The organism is Pedosphaera parvula Ellin514 (genome assembly GCF_000172555.1).
Lineage (GTDB): Bacteria > Verrucomicrobiota > Verrucomicrobiia > Limisphaerales > Pedosphaeraceae > Pedosphaera.
The window spans coordinates 1-21,880 of sequence record NZ_ABOX02000060.1; the positions used below are offsets into that span (position 1 = coordinate 1).

At 52.3% G+C, this 21,880-nt stretch carries 22 protein-coding genes and 1 pseudogene; 12 read left to right on the plus strand and 11 right to left on the minus strand.

The window, feature by feature from the left end:
* A pseudogene (locus CFLAV_RS27950) lies at positions 1-294 on the plus strand (manganese catalase family protein); the annotation flags it as partial.
* Between the two features lie 224 nt (positions 295-518).
* Here the strand turns inward: CFLAV_RS27950 and CFLAV_RS27955 are convergent.
* Positions 519-1,019 (minus strand): hypothetical protein, encoded by a 501-nt coding sequence (locus CFLAV_RS27955; protein ID WP_007418275.1) that lies wholly within the window; start codon positions 1,017-1,019, stop codon positions 519-521.
* 106 nt (positions 1,020-1,125) lie between these two features.
* On the minus strand, positions 1,126-1,590 hold the full coding sequence (locus tag CFLAV_RS27960; RefSeq protein WP_237712474.1) for a hypothetical protein: 465 nt from the start codon (positions 1,588-1,590) through the stop codon (positions 1,126-1,128).
* 375 nt (positions 1,591-1,965) lie between these two features.
* On the opposite strand from CFLAV_RS27960, the gene CFLAV_RS35830 reads away from it, so the two are divergent.
* Positions 1,966-2,139, plus strand: a complete 174-nt coding sequence (locus CFLAV_RS35830) for a hypothetical protein (protein ID WP_007418277.1) — start codon at positions 1,966-1,968, stop codon at positions 2,137-2,139.
* 559 nt (positions 2,140-2,698) lie between these two features.
* The gene (locus CFLAV_RS27970) at positions 2,699-3,205 is read left to right on the plus strand and encodes a P-loop nucleotide/nucleoside kinase family protein (RefSeq protein WP_007418279.1); all 507 of its coding nucleotides are present in this window, start codon (positions 2,699-2,701) and stop codon (positions 3,203-3,205) included.
* Between the two features lie 103 nt (positions 3,206-3,308).
* Here the strand turns inward: CFLAV_RS27970 and CFLAV_RS27975 are convergent, their stop codons facing one another.
* From CFLAV_RS27975 to CFLAV_RS27985, 3 genes are all read right to left on the minus strand, one after another.
* Positions 3,309-3,755 carry a response regulator gene (locus tag CFLAV_RS27975; RefSeq protein ID WP_007418280.1) on the minus strand — a complete coding sequence of 149 codons (447 nt, stop codon included), beginning with the start codon at positions 3,753-3,755 and terminating at the stop codon, positions 3,309-3,311.
* Positions 3,756-3,873: 118 nt separating this feature from the next.
* Positions 3,874-4,803: an SGNH/GDSL hydrolase family protein gene (locus CFLAV_RS27980; protein WP_007418281.1), complete on the minus strand. Its 930-nt coding sequence runs from the start codon at positions 4,801-4,803 to the stop codon at positions 3,874-3,876.
* A 211-nt stretch (positions 4,804-5,014) separates the two neighbouring features.
* Entirely contained in the window at positions 5,015-5,494 is a 480-nt protein-coding gene (locus tag CFLAV_RS27985) for a DoxX family protein (RefSeq protein WP_007418282.1), read from the minus strand.
* 162 nt (positions 5,495-5,656) lie between these two features.
* Between CFLAV_RS27985 and CFLAV_RS27990 the strand changes: the two genes are divergently transcribed.
* From CFLAV_RS27990 to thrH, 4 genes are all read left to right on the plus strand, one after another.
* Positions 5,657-7,183 carry an arylsulfatase gene (locus CFLAV_RS27990; RefSeq protein ID WP_007418283.1) on the plus strand — a complete coding sequence of 509 codons (1,527 nt, stop codon included), beginning with the start codon at positions 5,657-5,659 and terminating at the stop codon, positions 7,181-7,183.
* Positions 7,184-7,379: 196 nt separating this feature from the next.
* Entirely contained in the window at positions 7,380-7,625 is a 246-nt protein-coding gene (locus CFLAV_RS27995; protein WP_007418284.1) for a hypothetical protein, read from the plus strand.
* A complete protein-coding gene (locus tag CFLAV_RS37050; protein ID WP_007418285.1) occupies positions 7,626-7,757 on the plus strand; it encodes a hypothetical protein in 132 nt (43 codons plus the stop codon).
* A gap of 13 nt (positions 7,758-7,770) precedes the next feature.
* Positions 7,771-8,376 carry a bifunctional phosphoserine phosphatase/homoserine phosphotransferase ThrH gene (thrH, locus tag CFLAV_RS28000; protein WP_007418286.1) on the plus strand — a complete coding sequence of 202 codons (606 nt, stop codon included), beginning with the start codon at positions 7,771-7,773 and terminating at the stop codon, positions 8,374-8,376.
* 130 nt (positions 8,377-8,506) lie between these two features.
* Here the strand turns inward: thrH and CFLAV_RS28005 are convergent, their stop codons facing one another.
* Together CFLAV_RS28005 and plsY are read right to left on the minus strand one after the other, a co-directional pair.
* Positions 8,507-9,487: an NAD(P)H-dependent glycerol-3-phosphate dehydrogenase gene (locus CFLAV_RS28005; RefSeq protein WP_007418287.1), complete on the minus strand. Its 981-nt coding sequence runs from the start codon at positions 9,485-9,487 to the stop codon at positions 8,507-8,509.
* Positions 9,484-10,137 carry a glycerol-3-phosphate 1-O-acyltransferase PlsY gene (gene plsY / locus CFLAV_RS28010; protein ID WP_007418288.1) on the minus strand — a complete coding sequence of 218 codons (654 nt, stop codon included), beginning with the start codon at positions 10,135-10,137 and terminating at the stop codon, positions 9,484-9,486. The genes CFLAV_RS28005 and plsY overlap by 4 nt, the downstream gene beginning before the upstream one ends.
* A 134-nt stretch (positions 10,138-10,271) precedes the next feature.
* Here plsY and CFLAV_RS28015 point away from each other — a divergent pair, with 134 nt between their 5' ends.
* From CFLAV_RS28015 to lpxB, 3 genes are read left to right on the plus strand one after another with little or no spacing between them, the layout of a single operon-like run.
* Positions 10,272-11,303, plus strand: coding sequence for a Gfo/Idh/MocA family protein (locus CFLAV_RS28015; RefSeq protein WP_007418289.1), 1,032 nt, complete (start codon positions 10,272-10,274; stop codon positions 11,301-11,303).
* A gap of 10 nt (positions 11,304-11,313) precedes the next feature.
* Positions 11,314-11,712, plus strand: a complete 399-nt coding sequence (locus CFLAV_RS35270; RefSeq protein ID WP_007418290.1) for a hypothetical protein — start codon at positions 11,314-11,316, stop codon at positions 11,710-11,712.
* Entirely contained in the window at positions 11,709-12,914 is a 1,206-nt protein-coding gene (gene lpxB / locus CFLAV_RS28025; RefSeq protein ID WP_007418291.1) for a lipid-A-disaccharide synthase, read from the plus strand. Before CFLAV_RS35270 ends, lpxB begins: the two co-directional genes overlap by 4 nt.
* A 13-nt stretch (positions 12,915-12,927) precedes the next feature.
* Here lpxB and CFLAV_RS28030 read toward each other — a convergent pair whose 3' ends face one another.
* The gene (locus CFLAV_RS28030) at positions 12,928-13,824 is read right to left on the minus strand and encodes a YsnF/AvaK domain-containing protein (protein ID WP_160164679.1); all 897 of its coding nucleotides are present in this window, start codon (positions 13,822-13,824) and stop codon (positions 12,928-12,930) included.
* A 276-nt stretch (positions 13,825-14,100) separates the two neighbouring features.
* Between CFLAV_RS28030 and CFLAV_RS28035 the strand changes: the two genes are divergently transcribed.
* Both CFLAV_RS28035 and CFLAV_RS28040 read left to right on the plus strand, forming a co-directional pair.
* Positions 14,101-17,469: a PSD1 and planctomycete cytochrome C domain-containing protein gene (locus CFLAV_RS28035; protein ID WP_007418293.1), complete on the plus strand. Its 3,369-nt coding sequence runs from the start codon at positions 14,101-14,103 to the stop codon at positions 17,467-17,469.
* Positions 17,470-17,520: 51 nt separating this feature from the next.
* Positions 17,521-18,156 carry a redox-sensing transcriptional repressor Rex gene (locus tag CFLAV_RS28040; protein WP_007418294.1) on the plus strand — a complete coding sequence of 212 codons (636 nt, stop codon included), beginning with the start codon at positions 17,521-17,523 and terminating at the stop codon, positions 18,154-18,156.
* Positions 18,157-18,317: 161 nt separating this feature from the next.
* On the opposite strand, the gene CFLAV_RS28045 is transcribed toward CFLAV_RS28040, so the two are convergent.
* Genes CFLAV_RS28045 through aspS form a run of 3 tightly spaced genes read right to left on the minus strand, consistent with a single transcriptional unit; the run spans position 18,318 to position 21,870 of the window.
* Complete coding sequence (locus tag CFLAV_RS28045; protein WP_007418295.1) at positions 18,318-18,833, minus strand: PTS sugar transporter subunit IIA; 516 nt, start codon at positions 18,831-18,833, stop codon at positions 18,318-18,320.
* The gene (locus CFLAV_RS28050) at positions 18,830-20,044 is read right to left on the minus strand and encodes a sterol desaturase family protein (protein WP_007418296.1); all 1,215 of its coding nucleotides are present in this window, start codon (positions 20,042-20,044) and stop codon (positions 18,830-18,832) included. The genes CFLAV_RS28045 and CFLAV_RS28050 overlap by 4 nt, the downstream gene beginning before the upstream one ends.
* Positions 20,045-20,064: 20 nt before the next feature.
* The gene (aspS, locus tag CFLAV_RS28055; protein WP_007418297.1) at positions 20,065-21,870 is read right to left on the minus strand and encodes an aspartate--tRNA ligase; all 1,806 of its coding nucleotides are present in this window, start codon (positions 21,868-21,870) and stop codon (positions 20,065-20,067) included.
* Positions 21,871-21,880: the final 10 nt, after the last annotated feature.

Sequence of the window (21,880 nt, forward strand, 5' to 3'; positions counted from 1 at the left end):
GCCAAAATCGTTTACGAACGCCTCATCAATTTCTGCGACGACGCCGGCTCCAAGGATGCGCTCCAGTTCCTTATGACGCGCGAAATCACCCATCTCAAGGCTTTCACCACCGCGCTGAATAGCCTCACCAAAGATCCTTTCACCATCGGCAACATTCCACCCACACCCAATGTCGTGAATCAATATTATAACGACTCCACCGGCGAGGGCGACTACGGCGAAATCGACGCCCGCGGTCCATGGAACGAAGGCCCCGGCATTCGCTATGTCGAAGCCCCCGCGAAAATGGAAGCCCAGGTCACGCAGGAACAGGTCTCGCGAGAGATCAAGCGTGCCACCGGCCGGGCTCCCGAACCCGCCGCACCTCGCTCAAAACGATTCCGACGCTAAGTAATCATGGCACCGAACTGTTTAGTCTCACTCCTTATTGTTACGCGCGGCTCGCATCCCGGGCCGCGTCCAACTTCAAAAGTCATCGAGCAAAATCCCAATTCGCCCTCGACTCGCACTCAACCAACCTACTTCCTAAAGACAATCCCCCACAAAACAAGAAACCATCCACCCATAAAATACCAACCTTCACTGGCACGGTCCAACTTCACTCCCGAATACGGACGGGAAAAGAAAACTGCTGCGACACAAATCACGATCCCCAATCCTATCGCTCCAATCAGAATCGAAGGAGTTTGCGCCTTGGATGAAAACAAAAATGGATATTTGATCCTGAACCCCGCCAGCATCGATACCGGAATACACGCCATTAGCAGGGTGAGCCACATAAAACTAAACCTCTGCAGGAAGGATGTGTCATAAAATGCTTTGGAAGACCGATAAGGAGTGTAGGGCCCGTTGGCAAATTTAAGCATGAGGAGTGCTATCATTCCAAACACGGCAACACCGAACACCATCCCGGTTCGCTGCTGTATTTTCTCCGCGCGGGCGTTTTGCGAGTCCTTGATCAATTGTATCGGGTCAACTCCCGGAATTACCTGATCATCATCTGATTTATAAATGCTCATTTCCTTGCTTTCATCCTCGCGTTGCACTTGAGTTTGTTCGGAGTCACCGCATCTGCAACCGTCCTGCCAATCATGTAAATCTACTCCGGGTCGATATCGGACAATCCTATTTCCTAAAAACAATCCCCCAAACAAGCAGGAACCATCCGCCCATAAAATACCGCCCGTCCACGAGATTCAGACTTGTGCCCGTATACGGACGGGAAAAGAAAACCACTGCAGCAATTATGAGAATGGATAAACCTATAAGCCCGATCAAAACCGAAGGAGTTCGCAGTTTGGCAGAAAAAGAACCTGCAAACTTGCCCCCAAACGCCGCTAAAATCGTTATGGCAATACACGAAAAAAACAAACAGAACCACATGAAGTACACCCTCTGTATTAAGGAAATATCATAAACATGCTTCCATGAATGGAGATGAGATGAATCAACAATGAAACCGGGCCACTGCAGTATTGCCATTCCCAAAATGGCAACCATCATCACCATGCCGATTCGTCGCCCAATCTTTTCCGCCCTTGCATCTTGCGCGCTCTTGACCATTTCAACAGGATCAACTCCCGGAATCACCTGCTCATTTTCCGATTTGTAAGCACTCATTTCGACGCTCCTCAATTGTTAAAAGCGGTTTAGTAACGCCCTTTCCGACAAGTCCACCTGCCGACTGCGATTAGTTAAAACTATTGGCTCTGTCTTGCAATCTTAAACCTTATCCAAGGGAAAATACCATCACCCCCAATTAACAATTTCACTCCTCCATCGATCCAATCCAAGCTCTTATTCCTTCGCCCGAACATTTTTCCACTTTTTTTGAACGATTTGCCCCGTTTGCCCGTAATAATAATGAGTGATATATTTTTATCGCTTTGTATGAAATCAAAGCGCGGCGTTGATATGTATCAAATCGCCGGAAGTATATATTGCAGGAAGATCGATTGACGTACCATGAAACTGGAATTGGAGCTGAAGACAAGATTGGAGCAGGAACTCGAAAAGGTGGAGCAGGCACTTGCCGTCTGGGAGGAACTCCTCACGAAACTCGCTCAGCAACTGCCCGAGGGCGCAAACCTGCGCCAGGTTGCTGCGTCATCCACCCCTGCCTACAAAAAATCGAATTAGACCGGTACTGAAAACCCACCGAATGTCGTAGTAGTGGAAAACGACTCACTATTCGCGCTCCCGCCGCAGTGGGTTCATCCATGGATAAGCTCCGTCTTAATCCGTATTTATTCCTGCCCATCTGTGTTCAAGTTGTTAAAACTCGCATAAAACAGGGTTTCTTGAGACGGTGGACGGCCACTGTCGGTAAGACTGCCAGCAAAGCATTGCGTGGAAACACAAATCGCCACTACTGGCTGGAACTTGCTGAAACTCGCCACAACTCGCGTTCCCAAACGCAATTGAAACGGGACTGGTTTCTCGATTCAGAGAAATCATTATAAAATCAAACTACACGATGTTCCTGCGCGGCGAAATGTTCTACATACAGGATAGCCGTATTTGCCTCAGAACGTATTCACCACTGTTTGGTATTGTTCGATTTACGCTATTTGGGCGCGGACTCCGGCGTTACTGATTAATTCCTGACCGACCAGCACCTCCATATATATCATCCATATGTTGTAGCTAGTTCGATTTGTTTGCCATAAAATGGATGGACCATATACATACTCTAAATATGCTTGTTGTCCTCAGCGGTCTTCCGGGTACAGGAAAAACAACAATCGCCCGTGAACTTGCGCGGCGGCTCAAGGCCGTGCATGTACGCATCGATTCCATCGAACAGGCGATAAAAAACTCTGAATTATTGTCAGGGCCGATGAACGATGCGGGCTACCGTGTAGGATATGCAATCGCAGAGGACAATCTCAGCCTTGGACAAATTGTTATTGCGGATTCGGTCAATCCAATTCAGCTGTCGCGAGATCGGTGGATTGCAGCCGCCCAAAATACTGGCCAAAAAGCTGTGGAAATTGAGATCAAGTGCTCTGACTCATCGGAGCATCAACGCAGGGTGGAAACCAGAGCAGCAGATATTGTGGGACACCGTGTGCCATCATGGCATGAAGTATCTGAATGGGATTATCATCCTTGGAATAGAGAACATCTTGTCATCGATACGGCCCGCTGCTCTCCCGCCCAGGCAGTTAATCTCATCGTTAGTGAAATTGAAAAAGCCCCTTGACCAATCCGCAACTAAGAGCGTGGATTGACCGGCTGTTGCGAACCGCTTCCCGCCAGGAGGGAGCGGTAAAATATACCCCTCTGGTTGAACTGCATTTTCCCGGTTAAACCTGCCTTAAATTTGGCAGAACATTAATCCCAAACCAAAACTTGGTCATCACTTCCAACATCTCCCCAAGTTGGTTGATATCCGCCGGCTTCACCATGTAGGCATTCGCTCCCAATTCATACGCCAACTCCACATCCTCTTCACATTTGGAACTGGTGAAAATGAGCACCGGCAGTTTGGAAAGCCTCGCATCCTGCCGGATATGCTTGAGTGCTTCCAAACCATCCATCTCCGGCATCTTGATGTCCAAAATCACCAGCGATGGCAACGGAAATGCAACACGATTCGCAAATTTATTTTTGCCAAAAAGATAATCCAACGCTTCGTTGCCATTGCTCGCCACCCGAACCACACAGGCAATATTCCGCCGCCGCAGTGCCCGCTCGAATAAAAAAATATCGTCTTCCAAATCTTCTGCCAGCAGCAAAATGTTAGGTTTCATCCGGTTACTGATTATTGACTTCCTGTCTCTACTCAAAAGAACCACCCTCGGACAATGGGGTAAGTTGCTATTCGGGACAAAACCAAGGCTTGCTGGATGAATTTCTCAGTCTTGCTTGCTACGAGCCTCCCGGCTTCTCAGCTTGCGGTGGAGCATTACCCGCAGCAGCTGGCATGGTTTGAACTTTTTGCGGCGGGTTAAATCCCAGGCGGAACACTTCCTTTGGATTCCAGCGAATCTCGTTTATCGAAATCGTCGGTTGTCTCGCCTGCACAGCGTCCAAAATGGCAACCGCGAGAACCGCCGCACCGGGTGGGCTCGGATGCAACTTGTCGTACTGCAAAAGCATGCGCGTCTTGCCCTTCTCCAATCTGAAGCCGCGAATCCTGAGCGCCTCATTCGCCGTTGCTGTGCGCATAAATGCGGACAAGGATACAATCACAACTCTCGGTCGTTTGCCCGCCCACTCCTTCAACCGTTTGTTTGCAGTCGCTAGCACCTTGGCACTCGGCATCTGGTCTTTGGTAAGCATCTCGTTGGCAGCCCCCGAAGCGTCAGGAATATCGCCGAGCACCAGCGGACACTTCACTCCCTCCAGTAACTTCAACCCCTTCTCAAACCGCTGCAACCGCTCTTCATCCGTGCAGTTTCTACCATAACAATACCAAAACAAAAAATCGGCTCCGATCACCAGCGTGGGGTTCGCTTTAAGCGCATTTTCGATCTGAGTCCGGCCTATGGTTTCCGGCTGGAAGAAAAACATTGCCGTTGCCAGGTTGGTTACCGGCTCATGCGGAGCTATCAATGCCGCATCCACATAACGACTCAAGCTGTGTCGCACAGTATTACTGCCTCCAAATGGTTCATAGCCGGTAAAGCCAGCCGTCGCGCTCGCGCCCACCAATACAATTCGTTCCCATGGCGACTTCGCCTTCGGTTTCTCAGAACTCAACCTGCCTGGAGCTGCAGCGGGAGCCCAACCCGCGCAGCCTATAAACGTCGCAGCGACGAGAGCCACGATTTGATTCCAGAGGCAACTTCCCTTCATATGGATATTCTTTAGTTTAAAAACGAAAGGAGGTCTATACCGAAAGTCGAAAGAAATTTCCGAATGGCAGGAGGGATTTTGGTTGAGGCAAGGCGGAGGCCGCAGGCGCTATCCTTTGATAGCGACAGGCTAGCAGCGTTCCTGCTTCAGGTTCCACTGCAATAACCATGGAAAACAGGATGCTTTTCTCGATATTATTTTCAGACTGAGCCTAGCCCGAAAGAGGTGCCTTGACTCCTCGACGTCTTGCAAGAAGCCCATCCACCGCGAACGGTCCGGGGCCACCTAAAACCAGCGTTGCCAGGCATGCAAGGTACAAGAGGTTGGTTTCATATCCGGGCGGACCAAACTGAGCTCCGGCAGCCGTGAATGATTGAAGTTTGATCGAGGTGAAACCGTAAGGGATGTGGACGGTGAAAATCGCCACTAGCAAAAGCACCGCCATTGGCACGCTGACCAGCGGCACGAAGGCACCAATCAGCACAGCCAATCCACCAACAAGCTCAACGAGAATGGTCGCCCATCCCATGAGCTCGGGCGCCGGAACGCCCATGGCATGCAGTATGCCAATGAAATGCTCGGGACCATGCACAATCTTATCGTAGCCATGCCTCATGAAGCCATAGCCTACGATCAACCGTAGTGGAATCGGTGCCCAGCGATTGAACTTCTTGAACGCCTCGCTATACATGCTCACCTCCCGAATCGACAAGACTTTTGACCACAAATAACTTAGTCATCATTTTTCTTTCTAAAGACGATTAAAGACATCACACAAATAGCCATCTGAATGACTTCTACGCCATCTCACAAGCATCTTGGCTCGGTCCAACATTTTCCTTAATATTAGCACATGCCAAAACATTTGTTGCCCCGACGCCTCCGATTTCTCGTCGCTTTGCTCTCAGTTCTTTCCCCTTTGTGCATCAACGCCGCTGAACCTTCCCCGATGCCGCTACGCAAACCCAACGTAATCTTCTTCATCGCTGACGACCTGGGTTATGCCGACGTCGGCTGCTTCGGCCAAAAGAAAATCCACACTCCCAACATTGACCGTATCGCAACCGAAGGCATGAAGTTCACCCAGCATTATTCCGGCAGCCCCGTTTGCGCGCCTTCGCGTTGTGTGCTGATGACTGGCAAACATTCCGGCCATTCCGCCGTTCGCGATAACCGCGAGCTGAAACCCGAAGGTCAATTCCCGCTCCCTGCCAACACGATCACCGTGGCCAGACTGCTTCAACAAAACGGCTACATCACTGGCGCCTTTGGCAAATGGGGACTGGGCGGCCCAGAAAGCTCCGGCAAACCGCTCGACCAGGGCTTTACCCGTTTCTTCGGCTACAATTGCCAGCGCGTCGCTCACAATCTTTTCCCCACATATCTCTGGGATGACAACCATCGACTCGCCCTCGACAATCCTCCCATCGGCGAAGATCAAAAACTGCCTGCAGACGCAGACTCAAACGATCCCGCCAGCTACAAAGCTTTCACCGGAAAATCTTACGCCCCCGATCTCTACGCGGAACAGGCGCTCCGCTTCATTCGCGACAACAAGGACCATCCCTTCTTCCTCTTCTTCCCCACCATCGTCCCGCATGTTGCATTGCAAGTCCCGGAGGACTCGCTCAAGGAATACGAAGGCAAACTTCCCGAAACGCCTTACACCGGTGGCAAAGGCTATTTACCGAATCGCACACCCCACGCCGCCTACGCCGCCATGATCACCCGCATGGACCGCGACCTCGGCCGCATGCTCGCTCTGATAAAGGAACTCAATCTCGATGACGATACCATCTTCGTCTTCACCTCGGACAACGGCCCCGCTCCTCAAGACATGGGTGGAACAGACACAAAATTCTTCAACTCCAGCGGTCCTTTCCGTAGTGGCAAAACATCCATCTACGAAGGCGGCATGCGCATCCCATTGATCGTGCGCTGGCATGGCAAAATTCAGCCGAACTCCACCTCCGACCGCGTGACCGGCTTCGAAGATTGGCTCCCAACATTGCTGGAGCTGAGTGGAAATAAAAAATCAGTTCCCACCGGCATCGACGGCCTCAGCTTCGCCTCAACTCTCCTAGGTGAAAAACTTCCCGAACGCCCCTTCCTCTACCGCGAATTCCCGGCTTACGGCGGCCAGCAAGCCATCCGCGTAGGCAACTGGAAAGCCGTCCGCCAGCACCTCAAACCCAAAGGCAACGCCAAACCCAACCTCCACATCGAACTCTACGACCTCCAAACCGACATCGCCGAAAGCCACGATGTTTCAGACGAACACCCCGACATCGTCACTAAACTGGACAACCTCATGCGCGAACAACACATCCCCTCCAAAGCCTTCCCATTTCCCGCTCTCGATAAACCGGGCTCAAATTGACTTTCAAACGCTCCCGTCCCAAGCCCCAAAGGGGCGCTCCATACCAGCCCCGGGCAAAGCCCGGGGAAAGCTTCCCCTAACATTCCAACACTTTGTCGACGGAGTCGGCGCGAGTCCGAGCGAGCATCTCCTTATCCACGTCCCGTTTTTCTCATTCAAACAAACAACCGCCCAATTTTCGCGCCACTCGACCATCATGGAAGTCCGTGAAATTAAATGCGTGAAGCCTGCCTTTCAGCACGGTTGCACGAAAACACCGGACTGCTATCGTATTCTTGTGAGCTTGGAAGAGATTAAAACTGAAATAGCTGAACTGCCGCAGAGCAGCAAGCTCATCTGGCCGCTTATCTTCTACATTTGCGCCATCTCCGAGACGCCAGGGTTCGTCGAGAAATCGCCACTCAAATTGATGACAAAAATCCCGGCCATTGGATTTCATTGAATGAGCTTAAGACAGAATGGAAGCAATAAGCCGCGCACCCTCTCCTTCTTCGAAGACCTGGCGAAGAACCCACAACGTGCCGGCGGCAACTCATTAATTTTTGAACCACTGGACACCGCAACAAAGTTTTGAAACAATTCCCGTAGTGAAACAATCGATCGTTACTTTGGATTTGGAAGGCGTGCTGGTCCCTGAGATCTGGATCGCCTTCGCAGAGAAAACCGGCATTAAGGAACTGCGCCTCACCACGCGCGACATTCCCGATTATGACGTCCTCATGAAAGGCCGTTTGAACATCCTGGACAAGCACGGCCTCAAGCTTTCCGACATTCAGGACGTCATCTCCACCCTCCGCCCGCTCGAAGGCGGCAAGGAATTCCTCGCCGAACTCCGTTCTCTTACACAGGTAATTATCCTCTCCGACACCTTCGAGGAATTTGCCAAGCCGCTCATGAGGCAACTCGATTGGCCCGCCCTCTTTTGTCACCAGTTGGAAGTCGTCGATGGCCGAATCGTGAACTACCGCCTGCGCCAGCCCAACCAAAAACAAAAATCCGTCGCCGCCTTGAAAAATCTCAACTACCACGTCATCGCCGCCGGAGATTCCTTCAACGACACCACCATGCTCGGCGAAGCCAACGTCGGCTTCTTTTTCCATGCCCCCGAAGCCATCCAAAAACAATTCCCGCACTTCAAACCCTTCGACCGCTACAGCGACCTCCTCGCCGCCATCAAAGATGCTTTGAAGTAACTGTCTTGTTAAAACATTTCAGGCCGCGTTTCCCCGAGACGCGGTCCTTTCTTTAGTTTTTCCCGCCTTCTCCATTTTGCGCTTTTTGTGCTTTTTTGTGGCCATCTTCAGTTGAAACTCGAAATTCCCCTCAGTCTTCCGGCTTGCTATCCCTCGCCAGCAAATCCCTCACTCCCTGTCTCACGTTCTTGCCTTCGTAAAGCATCTGATAGACCTCATCAATCACTGGCGTCATCACATTGTGCTTCCGCGCCAACTGATAGGCTGAACGCGCCGTCGGATAGCCTTCCGCCACCGCCACCATGCTTCCCAGGACATCCTCCAACTTCTCGCCCTTGCCCAAACGCTCTCCAAAACCACGATTCCGGCTTAGCCTGGAAAAACAGGTCACGGTCAAATCTCCCAACCCGCTGAGCCCCGCAAACGTGTCTCCCTGCGCTCCGCAGGAAACTCCCAATCGCCGAATCTCCGCCATCGCGCGCGTGATTAAAGCCGCTTTCGAGCTGTCCCCAAATCCCAACCCGTCACATACACCAGCCGCCACTGCGATCACGTTCTTCAACGATCCACCCAGTTCCACACCTAAAATATCAAGGCTGGTGTAAACACGAAACGTCGGTTGATGCAAAAGATTTTGTGACGCACCCACCACTCCTGGATCTCTGCTCGCCACTACACATGCCGTGGGAATTCCTTTGGCCACCTCCAAAGCAAACGTTGGCCCGGACACTGCCGCCGCCTTGGCTTTGGGCGCAGTCTCGGCCAAAATGCCGCACATGGTCAAACCGCTCTCATACTCAATCCCCTTGGTCACACTCACCACCACACCCGCATAATCCGGCATTCGACTGGTCACATGGCGAAATGCTTTCGACGGCACCGCCGCCACCACGAACTCACTCCCTTGAACTGCCCGGGCTACGTCGGATTCAAACTGCCATCCCTTGGGCAACTCCACACCCGGCAAATACCGTTCGTTGCGACCGCTTCGTTTTACTTCCTCCAATCGCTTCGCGTCATGCCCCCACAACGTGATGGCATGACCGCCCTCGGCCAGCACTTTCGCCAGCGCCGTTCCCCACGCTCCCGCACCTAAAACCGTTACTTTCATCCCTTTGCTCCTGGCGGTGCCTTTTTGGCGCCAAACTTATTTTCAGTTCCTTTACGCAATCGTTCTATATTTCCCTTATGTTTGTAGATGGCCAGTGCCGCCATGAAGGTCGCAATCCCAATCATCAATCGGCTGTATCCACCGAACATCGTTGCAAACGGCAACACCGCCGCTGCTGTGATCGAAGCCACGGAAACATACTTCGTGAGGACACAAACGACAATCCAGGTTATTAATCCCGCCAAAAATGCAATGGGAATCAACCCCGCCAACACTCCCGCCGAAGTCGCAATGCCTTTGCCACCCTTAAACTTCAGCCAGCAGGTGTAATTATGTCCCAGGATCGCGCAAACGCCTCCGATGATGCGCAGGTATTCAGAGGTCTGTGCATCCGGTCGAGCCCCGCCCTGCATCAATCGATAAACCAATATTCCCGCCCACGCCACCGACACCCACCCTTTCAATCCATCCACCAGCAGCACGAAAATGCCCGGTCCCTTGCCCAGAATACGAAACGCATTCGTCGCGCCGATATTCCCGCTTCCCATGGTGCGTAGATCAAGGCCTTTAGCCCGGCCCACCAGATACCCGGTGGGAATTGATCCCAGCAAATAAGCCACCAGCGCAGTAATGATGTAGGTCAAAATCACGGATGGAGATTTAGGGACTAAACTTCAAAGTTGAAAGCGTAAAGTTTCATTCTTCTCTCAATCGGCAACTCGTAATCTCGCCGTAACACAACTTTAACCTTTGAACCTGCCACCCTGCCCCCTATAAATTTCGCATGTCTCAGACCATCAAAGTGGCTGTAATTGGAACCGGTTCGCTCGGTAAGGAACACGTCCGCATTTATGCCGAGCTGGCCAAGGCTGGCCAGGTGGATCTTGTCGGTGTTTACGATTCGTTCCCGGAAACAGCCCAGAAAATCGCCGCCAAAAACGGCACTCGGTCCTTTTCTTCCATCGCCGAAGCCGCCACTGCCAGCGATGCCTTGAGCCTCGTCACTCCCACCACTACTCACTTTGATCTCGCCAAAGAGTTGCTTCTGCAAGGCAAACACGTCCTCGTCGAGAAACCGATGACCGACAACGCCGCTCAGGCAACCGAACTCGTCCAGATTGCTCAACAAAAAAATTGCGTCTTGCAAGTCGGCCACGTGGAACGTTTCAACCCTGTCTTCAATTATCTCGAAACCGTCGCCACGCACCCGCGCTTCATCGAGACCCATCGACTTTCTCCTTATCCCGCTCGCAGCACTGATATTGGCGTCGTCCTGGACCTCATGATCCACGACCTTGATGTCGTGCTCGCCTTCGTGAAATCTCCGGTCACCAGCGTCGACGCCGTCGGCATTCCGGTGCTCAGCAAATCCGAAGATATCGCCAATGCCCGCCTGCGTTTCGCCAATGGTTGCGTGGCGAATCTTACTGCCAGCCGTGTGAGTCCCGAACGCATGCGCAAAATCCGGGTGTTCAGCGGTGGCGCCATGACCAGCTATGTCTCCCTGGATTATCGTGCTCAGGAAGGTTTTATTTACCGCATCGCCCGTGAAGGCGAGGAGGAATCCTCCCTGCTTAAAAAACTGCTCTCCGCCAAGGACTCCACCATCGTCAGCGAGTTCGGCGGCAAACGCATTGTCCGCGAACCCGTCCCCATCGAGAAAGTCGAACCGTTGAAGGTCGAACTCCAAAGTTTCGTCAATTGCGTCCATGCACGACAGGAACCGGTGGTGAGCGGAAAATCCGCCAAACAGGCGCTCGATTTGGCTTTCGAGATCACCCGCCAGATTCAGGAAGGAATTGCAAAGTTAGGCTAACTTAAGGTCTATGGGGCTACTATTCATTCTTCCACTGACGGCTCTGTCAATCTACGCGATTGTATCGATCAATCGTTGGTTGCGCCGCGGCCATTACGATGCCACGTGGTTTCGCAAGTTCCGCATTTCCGCTTGTATCGGCCTGGTCCTGGGCATTTATTGCAGCCTTATCCTGCAATATAACGTGGCCAATCGGCGCATCGCTGGTTTTCCCATTCCCATCAACTTCTACGAAAAGCAGCCGGATGACTCCTGGAAACAAGCCGCATTCCCGGCTCCCATCCATTACGCCGCTCTGATAACAAATATTTTATGTGGCGTCGCCGTGAGCCTGGTTCCGCTGAGAATTGCCGGATTCTTAAAGGAAAATCGTCCCCAGCCCGGCGAGTATCCGCCCAACAAACCATGAGTCCCAGGCGCATCATGGTGATTGCCGGTGAAACCAGCGGCGACATGCTCGCTGCCGATCTCGTCACCGCTCTGCGCACACAAACCACGGCGGAATCCAATGATTCTGCGAATCCTTTGAAGCCCCGCGCTGGTCTTGCCCTCGAGTTTTTCGGCGCTGGCGGTTCTCGTATGGCGGCTGCCGGTGTGGAAATCGCTGTGGATATGTCCCCTCACGCAGTAACCGGTCTCTGGGAGGTTCTCAAGCGGTATGGAAAATTTAAGCAGCTTCTAAACACCCTTTTCCAACTCGCCCTCGACCGTAAACCGGATCTCATCATTTGCGTTGATTATTCCGGCTTCAATCGCCGTCTTGCCGCAAAAATAAAGAACTACTTGCGAAGCTCACCGGGTACTTCCTCAAATTGGAATCCAAAGATAATTCAATACGTTTCCCCTCAAGTTTGGGCTTCCCGCCCCGGACGCGCGAACGAAATGCCATCCGCTTACGACTTGTTGCTGACCATTTTCCCGTTTGAAAAAGATTGGTATACCGCCCGTGTTCCTCAGCTTAAGGTGGAATTTGTTGGCAATCCCATTCTCGATCGATTTAAAGCCGCCGCAGGAACCATCAATCCCAATAAACCTTCAGCCGGGCCTCTCTTACTGCTCCTCCCTGGCAGCCGTCTTGGTGAGTTGAAACAACATCTACCGGTCCTGCTTCCCGCTCTGGAATTGATCCGCTCCAAGCGCCCCGACGTCCAGGCTCGTATGATTCTTCCCGATGAAAGTCTGCTGAATCAGACGCATTCAATGGAACTGCCAGCTGATCTGGAAGTTCAGATTGGTAATCTTGCGGATTCCCTGGCTCAGGCAGATGTTGCCCTCGCTTCCACGGGTACCGTAACTATGGAATGCGCATACTTCGGCGTTCCAACGGTCGCAATGTATAAAACCTCCTGGCTTACTTACCAAATTGGCAGGCGTCTTATCACCGTGGACTACATGGCCATGCCTAATATTCTTGCAAACGAACCCGTCTTTCCAGAGTTCCTGCAATATGAAGCAACGCCGGAAAATATCTCGCGCGCCGCTTTGGAACTATTGGAGGATAAATCCCGTCAATTGGAAATTAAAGGAAAGCTAAGGAAAGTAATCGCTTCTTTGGGGGAAACTGGTGCCAGTTTCCGTGCCGCCGAAGCGCTATTAAAGTTCCTCGCATAATCGGAACCTCAACTTACTTGAGCTGATCCTTCCCTGCCCCCTGCGTGATTTTGACGTCCTGTCCTTCCTTTTCCACGTTCACATCTTCCCTGCGCACTGTCCCGGAAACCTGTGTCGTTTCAACTTTCTGAACTTTCCGCGCACGGATTTCTTCGCGAACATGGTCTTTCGTCTCAATTACGGCTTCTTCACGACGCAAGGGAATAAATATTTCCTGTTCCGTGAAGAATTTTTCTTTCCCAGCCATTGATGGAGTTACTTCCGATGCCGGCACCCGTTCAATGATAACTTCTTCGTGCTGCAATTCCACCGGCTTATTGACGGTTTCCGTGCGCACTACCTTGCGTAAACGCACTCCCCCCACATTCACCTGGCGTTTGCCAATTAAAAGCTCTTCCTCATGAAGTTGGATGCGGTTTGCTTCCATGCCGGCCTCTTTTTCCTTGAAGACAGACGTTTCCTTTTCCTTGAGCACAGGAGCTTCTTTTTCCTTGAAGCCAGAATACTCCTTTTTGAGCTCCGGATCGAACCGCGGCACTTCTGTGGCACGGGTTTCTCTTGTTTCCATCCGTTTTTCCCCTAAGCCGGACCGTTCTTCACCGTAATACGTATAAATTTGCCTCTCCGAAGCGTCGTCCATGATCCAGTTGGTATCATAAGCCGGTGCTCCTTTGATCAAATCCGTCGAAAATGGCAGCCGAATAGTGCTGGTGGCCTCGTTGACTTCTGCGTCTCGGGCCGGAACTACGTGCGTTTTTCCGAATATCCACCCCGTTTTTACCCCTAAAAAGGCAGGTTGTCCTGTCTTATCAGACCAAAGGCACTCTAAAGTTCCTATCTTGTTATTGGCACTATCTACTACATCATGATCAATGTAGCGTTTGAGACTTCCCCTATCAGCCCCTTCCATTGTCCCACGGGCTTTTTTGTCATCGTATGGATTCATAATAAGTCCCTTTCGTAAATTTTGGTTTTGCTACTTTGGCAGCTTTACTTATTGTTCTTTCTGTACTTAACCTAGGGCTAATACCTTGTATCTCCATAGGGTGATGGCCGTAGTTTCGTGATTTATCTTCGATTAAATTGATCTCCGAAGCCGATTTGAAGAAAATGCCTGGCTCAAGCGTCATTTCTTGGAATTCATTGCGAAAGCAGCTAAATTCATTCGTTCGCAAATCTCAGGCACTTGCAAAACTATTTTACATTTACGTTGATAAAGTTCCGCCAGTTGCTCTGTCTGGGGCTGTTATCTGCCCTTTTTGTCCCCAAAGTCCCCGCAGCCGACGACTCCACCGGAATCGAATTCTTCGAGAAAAAGATTCGGCCCATCCTCACCGATAATTGTTACAAATGCCACAGCGCCCAAAGTGAGAAAGTTAAGGGCGGTCTTCTGCTGGATACGCACGAAGGTTTGCTCAAAGGCGGTGATAACGGTCCTGCCATCGAACCTGGCAACCCCGAAAAGAGCCTCCTGATTAAGGCCATCCGTTACGCTGACGAAAACCTTCAAATGCCCCCAAAAGGCAAAAAACTCCCTGCTGATCAAATCGCCAGCCTGGAGGCATGGGTAAAAATGGGCGCACCCGATCCCCGCGTAGCCTCTCCGGCCTCGTTATCTAAAGCCGAGACGATTCGCGACAAGGCTCAGAATCACTGGGCCTTTCAACCGATCAAACGATTTCCCCCGCCCGAGGTTAAGAATAAGCGCTGGGCTCAAACCGGCGTCGATAATTTCATTTTACAAAAGCTTGAAGCCAAACACCTCCAACCCTCGCCCAGGGCGGACAAACGCACTCTCATCCGCCGGGCTTTTTTTGACCTGACTGGTCTCCCACCAAAGCCGGAGGAAGTCACCGCTTTCCTCGCCGATACCTCTCCAGATGCCTTTGCCAGGGTCGTCGATCATCTGCTTGCTTCTCCCCAATATGGTGAACGCTGGGGCCGCCATTGGCTCGACGTTGCCCGTTATGCCGATACCAAGGGCTACGTCTTCGAGGAAGAACGGCGGTATCCCTTCTCCTATACCTACCGCGATTATGTCATTCGTGCTTTCAACGAAGATCTTCCCTACGATCAATTCATAACCCAGCAAATTGCCGCCGACCTGCTTCCATTGGGTGAGGATAAACGCCCGCTCGCCGCGCTTGGCTATATGACGCTCGGTCGCCGTTTTGTGAACAACATACACGACATCATCGATGACCGTATCGACGTCGTCTGCCGCGGCATGATGGGCCTCACCGTGAACTGCGCCCGCTGCCACGATCACAAGTTCGATCCCATTCCCACCAAGGACTACTATTCACTTTATGGCATCTTCGCCAGCTCTGAGGAACCCCAGATCGAACCACTTCTAGGCACTCACGGGAATGTCAAGGCATATCAGGAATACCTCGATGAACACGCCAAACGTGAAAAGGAACGCAAGGATTTCATTGAAAACAAGCAGCGTGAAACCGCCACCTCCATTCGCCATCGTTCCGGCGATTATTTGTTCGCTGCCTACGAATCCGAACACCGCAAGGATCAGGACCAGCTAAAAGATCAATTTCGTAAGGAAAAAATCGACGATGGCCTGCTTCAACGCTGGAAAAACAGCCTCGGCACCTGGAACAAAACCACCAACGCCATCTTTGCTCCATGGTTCGCATTCGCAGCGTTGCCGACTAATGACTTTTCCTCCAAAGCCAGGGACTTAACCGCCTCGTTTTCAACAAACAAGAACAGCGCCATTCCCCCTCTCCTCGCCAAAGCATTTTCAGTCCCACCCACAAACATCAATGAAGTTGCCGCGCGCTACGGCAGTTTGTTCGTGGAAATCGATAAAAAGTGGCAGGCTGCACAAACCAATTCTCCACCGCCCCAGTCCCTTTCCGACATGTCGGAAGAATCATTGCGACAAATCCTTTACGCTGCCGATTCGCCCTGCAACCTGCCGGTTCACGAGTTCGACCGCTTCTACGATATCCCCACCGGTCAAAACATGCGGGCTTTACAACGCAAAGTTGATGAACTCGATGCCACGCATCCCGGTGCGCCGCCTCGCGCCATGGCCTTGGTGGACAAGGCCAGTCCCTACAATGTTCAGGTGTTTATCCGCGGCAATAGCGACCGTCGCGGTCCGGAAGTGCCGCGTCAATTCCTGGAAGTCGTCGCTGGCAAGGATCGTAAACCTTTTACCAAAGGCAGCGGACGCCTCGAACTCGCGCAGGCCATCGCCAACACAAATAATCCCCTCACAGCCCGCGTTTTTGTAAACCGTGTTTGGATGCACCATTTCGGCGCCCCTCTCGTCGCCACTCCCAGCGATTTTGGCCTGCGCTCCGAGCCACCAACTCATCCTGAATTGCTCGACTACCTGGCCGCTCGTTTTATGGATGAAGGCTGGTCCATCAAAAAACTGCATCGTTGGATCATGCTTTCCAGCACCTATCAACAAACCAGTGAAGATAATCCTGCCTTCGCCAAAATTGATCCAGGCAATCAACTCGTCTGGCACATGAACCGTCAGCGGTTGGAATTCGAGGCCCTGCGCGATACTCTCCTGGCAGTCGCTGGAAAACTGGATCTGACTCCCGGCGGCCATTCGGTGGATATCACCAGCACACCATTCACCACACGTCGCACGGTTTATGGCTACATCGACCGCCAAAATCTCCCTAATATTTTCCGCACCTTCGATCTCGCCAGTCCCGACACGACCAATCCGCGCCGCTTCTTTACCACCGTGCCCCAACAGGCCTTGTTTCTCATGAACAGCCCCTTCGTCGTGGAACAAGCCAAAACCTTCGCCAACCGTGCTGAGTTCAAGAACGCCAAAACCGACGAACAGCGTCTTCGACTCCTTTATCAAACTGCTTTTCAACGCGACCCAACCCGCGATGAAGTCAAACTTGCTGAAGAGTTCATGCACTCTCAGCTCAAGACCGCCACTCCGCAAAATACTGCTACAAATTGGCTCTTTGGTTTTGGTTCCTATGACCTCGCCACCAAACATACCGGGGAATTTACCAAGCTCCCTTATTTCGATGGCCGTGCCTTTCAAGGCGGACCAGTTCTGCCTGACCCCAGCCTGGGTTGGGTGGTCTTGAGTGGCACCGGCGGGCATCCCGGCAACGACCTCAATCATGACGCCATTCGCCGTTGGATTGCCCCTCGCGCTGGCAAGATCAACATCTCCGGCACCCTTGGCCATCCGGCGTCGGAGGGCAATGGTGTTCGTGGCCGGATCGTTTCCAGCCGTCTCGGCACTCTCGGCGAATATACCGTCCATCACGACAAGAAGGAAACTGCTCTGGAACACATCGAGGTCAAACCCGGCGATATCATCGACTTCATCACCGATAACAATGGCGATGTGGACAGCGACTCATTCTCCTGGGCCCCCAACATCCGCTATGCCGCCGATGCCAGTTCCATGCCGGGACAGAAAATGGAATGGAGCGCACTGAATGATTTCGCGGAGGCCGCTCGCGCAACCCATCCCGAATTGGACGTCTGGCAGCGTTATGCCCAGGTGCTCCTCCTCACCAACGAATTGGTATTTGTCGATTAAAATAAGGTTAGCTTGCATCCGGCCTGACTTTCATTTATCTCTTTTTCAGGATTGAAAAAACCGGATCGCCCAGAAATACCACGTAAAACGATTTATCGTTTGTCCATCTATCTTCGCTGTCTTGCCAGGCTGAAGGACAACGCCATTCGCACCGTTTCCAGCGAAGCCTTGGCCAAGGTCGCCGGCGTCAAATCCACCCAGCTTCGCAAGGACCTGACTTATTTCGGCCAGTTTGGCACGCGCGGCCTCGGCTACGATGTCGAGCAGCTTTCTGCCATGATCACCAATGAACTGGGCACGAAAAGTCTCCAACCAGTCGTCCTGGTCGGGGTTGGTAATTTGGGTTTGGCCTTGCTCTCCTATCGTGGATTTGAAAAGGAAGGTTTCGAGATCGTCGCCGCTTTCGACCTGGACCCTAAACGCCGACGCGATAAAAAAATTACCCAGCCCATTCTCGGGATGGATCAACTTGCCGACGTCATCCGGGAAAAAAATGTCAAGATGGCCATCCTGACAGTCGCCGTCGCAGCCGCCCAGGAAGTCACGAATACCCTGGTCACCTGCGGCATAACCGGCATCCTCAATTTTGCTCCCCTCGTTCTCCACGTCCCCGAAGAGGTCATGGTAAACAACGTAAACCTGGCCATCGAATTGGAGAACCTCAGTTATTTCATCCAAGGCGGCTGATGATCTAGGGCTGACGCATCTACTGTAAAATTCTCATTAACACCGCGGCTTCAGCCCGGTGGCCAGACACTGCGACAGCGGCCCAGCCGTTTCAACGGCTTCCACAACGCACCAGAAAGCCGTTGAAACGTATGCACGTTCGCCTGAATCATCCTTACCACTTATCCGGTCACCGAATGGGCATGCTTGCGAATCGTGATCTTCTGCAACAACTGATACAATTCCCTGGCGGTCGCCGCCGCTTTGAACTGCTCAAGCAACGCCGCCTCCTTCCCAAGCTTTGATGCGCCGGAAAGCAGTTTGAGGTATCCCAATGCTTCGGTTGCAGGGATCGCATTCAGGAAAACAAATTGCACCTTCAACGACCCCGGCCGGCCCCACTCCATAGGTTCGCTGGCACGCCCAAGGGCAAACTGCATCTTCGGACAATCCTTGGAGCGCACATGTGGAAAAGCGGTGAGGAAGTTCATCGCAGTGCTCATTTGTTCTTCCCGTCCCAGCGCCGCCTGGTTCAGTCTCTGCGCATTCCACACCGGATCATGCTTCTGGAACGCATTGCTTAATTCCAAAATCACACCCGCCATATCGCGGGCCTTCAAATCCGGCACAATAAGCCCCTCGCTGGTAAAATCTGCCAGCGTGGGACCAGTGACTTTATCTAAAAAACTGTGCCTCACTCTTTTCCGGATTCCTTTGACTCAAGAGGCCGTTGCTCCGCCGCCACTGCCGGAGAAGACAGGAGGGTCGCCTGACGACGAAAAGGATATTTGAACTGCGCCAAGTAGCCTTTGGGCACCGGATGGCCCTGAATGCCATAGCCGTTGGGCCATTTGCTTTTCGGAAGGAAATACGTCCCGAATAGACGGTCAATCAACGGAAAGTGGATGGAGAAATTTACGTCAATTGCCTCTTTCTCGATTCCATGATGCCAATGATGGAATCGTGGGGTAACAAGAATCCTTTCAATCAAGGAAAGACGCCAGTTTAAATTGGCATGCACGAACGTCGAATAGAGATAAACCAGGAAGATGTAACTGTGCATTACCAGATCGCTGAAGCCCAACACATACATCGGAATGACCGTCATGCTTCGCAGTGCAAAAATTTCAAGGAAATGCATGCGTGCCCCTGCCATCCAATCCATGCTTTGGGCCGAGTGATGCACCGCGTGAAACTTCCAGAGCCACGGAATTCGGTGAAACGCCCGGTGCACCCAATATTGCACCAGATCTGTAAGAAACATGATCGCCAAAAACTGCACGAAAAACGGGAGCGCACCAATCCACGCTCTGACGCCGGTCAATGGGGCAATGGCCAGGATGGACTTTGCCGGCGCAAAAGTCAGAAACGTCAGGACCTGCACCATCAGGCTGCTAACCAGATAGTAAAACAAGTCTTCTCGCCATTCTTCACGAAAGATGGCCTGGTCAGCCTTCTGTGGAAAGATGCTCTCGATCGGGATAAAGAGAACGCCCGTAAAAAGAACATTCAAAACGAACCAATCCAGCCCCAGAAACATCGGCATCACTCCTGGAACCAGTGCAGTTGCTCGTGATCCACCAAGCAACGCTGCCAATAAAGTGGCGGTGATGCCACTGGTGCCGAGAATTTTTCCCGGGCGCAGTGCAAGGCTCAAAGTCGATAACGCGAAAGCCCCGATGAGCAGGACATGCAGCCCCAGGCGAAACCAGGCGTTCCCTTCCAATCCGCGCACCTCCGGCATGGTGAACAGCCCAGGAGCGCGAAACGAAATAACCAGCAACAGTCCTGCAATGCCGAACACTAACCCAAGCGCGCCACTTGCCCAGCCAGTGCCGAACCGGCGCAACGCTGGCGGAGCTTCCAATTCCCCGCGCAGCTTGAGCCTGGCTTCGTGAATTTTACTCATCGCAGTTTACGCAACAGCCATCATGGCTGCTCTTTTTTCGGCACCTTTAACTCAAGGTGCAGATCACGCAACTGCTTCGGTTCAACTGGCGCGGGTGAATCGGTCATTAAATCAGTTCCCTTCGCCGTCTTGGGGAACGCAATGACGTCGCGAATGCTCGGCGTGCCACACAGAATGGCGATCAAACGATCGAAACCCAGCGCGATACCACCATGCGGCGGCGCTCCGTAACGGAATGCTTCCAGCATGTAACCAAACCGCGCCTTCACCATCTCTGGCGGAATTTGCAGCACTTCTTCAAAAATGGTCTTCTGCACATCCGGCTGATGAATACGAATGGATCCGCCACCCAGTTCAACGCCGTTCACGACCACATCATAATGTTGGCCACGAACTTTCTTGGGATCGGTCTTCAGCAACGGAATATCATCCGCCACCGGAGCGGTGAATGGATGATGGCTGGAGTACCACCGGTTCTGCTCCTTATCGAAGCTCAACAACGGAAACTCCACCACCCACAGGAAATCAAATCGATCTGCCGGGATGGTTAACTTGCCTTTAGCCTTCTGCACATCCGCGCAGTAAAGGCGAATCTTGCCCAAAATTTCGCAGGCCGTCAGCCATTGGTCCGCCGCAAATAAAATCAAATCTCCTTCTTCAATGCCGAGCTTCTGCGTCAGCGCAACTTTCTCCGCCTCATTGAAGAACTTCACAATCGGCGACTTCCATTCACCCTTCTCGACCTTGATGAATGCGAGGCCTTTCGCTCCGAAGCTCTTGGCATACTCGGTCATGGTCTCAATCTGACCTTGAGTGGCGTCAGCCAGTCCCTTGGCATTGAGGGCTTTGACCACCCCGCCATTGGCGATCGCACCGCTGAACACTTTGAACGTGCTCGCACGAAACTCTTCCGTGAAATCCACCAGTTCCATGCCGATACGGGTATCCGGCTTGTCGATGCCATAACGGTTCAACGCTTCCTCAAAGGAAATGCGCTTGAACGGTGTTGGAATATCCATGTTCAATGCGGTCTTCCAAACGCGCTTCAACAATCCTTCGATCAAGGAATAAATATCTTCGCGATCAATAAACGACATTTCGATATCCACCTGCGTAAACTCAGGCTGACGATCGGCGCGCAAATCCTCATCGCGATAGCACCGCGCGAGTTGAAAATAACGCTCCACGCCGGACACCATTAAAATCTGTTTGAACTGCTGCGGCGATTGCGGCAACGCATAAAAAGTTCCCGGTTCGCGCCTGTTCGGCACGAGGAATTCACGCGCACCTTCGGGTGTCGATTTAAACAACGTCGGTGTTTCCACTTCTAGGAATCCCTGTTCATCCATGAACACGCGGGTCGCCGTCGCCACCTTGCTGCGCAGGCGCAGATTCCGGGCCATCTCCGGACGACGCAGATCAAGATAGCGATACTGCAGACGCAATTCTTCGTTTACCTTGGCGGCCACTTCCGGGTCATCCACCGGGAACGGCAGCACTTCTGCCATGTTCAACACTTCCAGCGCGGTAACACCCACTTCCACTTCGCCCGTGGGAATTTTGGGATTATTCGTTCCCGCAGGCCGCTGGCGGACCTTGCCGGTCACGCTGATCACGCACTCGCTCCGCAGGGAGGCGGCGCGATCAAATAAATCTTTTGGCAAATCCGAGGGATCAAAAACCGTCTGGGTGCGTCCTTCGCGATCCCGAATGTCGATAAAGATAAGTCCCCCCAGGTCGCGGCGGGAATGAACCCAACCCGACAAAGTCACCGTTTGCCCGATATGTGCCGGGCGTAACTCGTTGCAATGATGCGTGCGTTTCATGAATTCACTT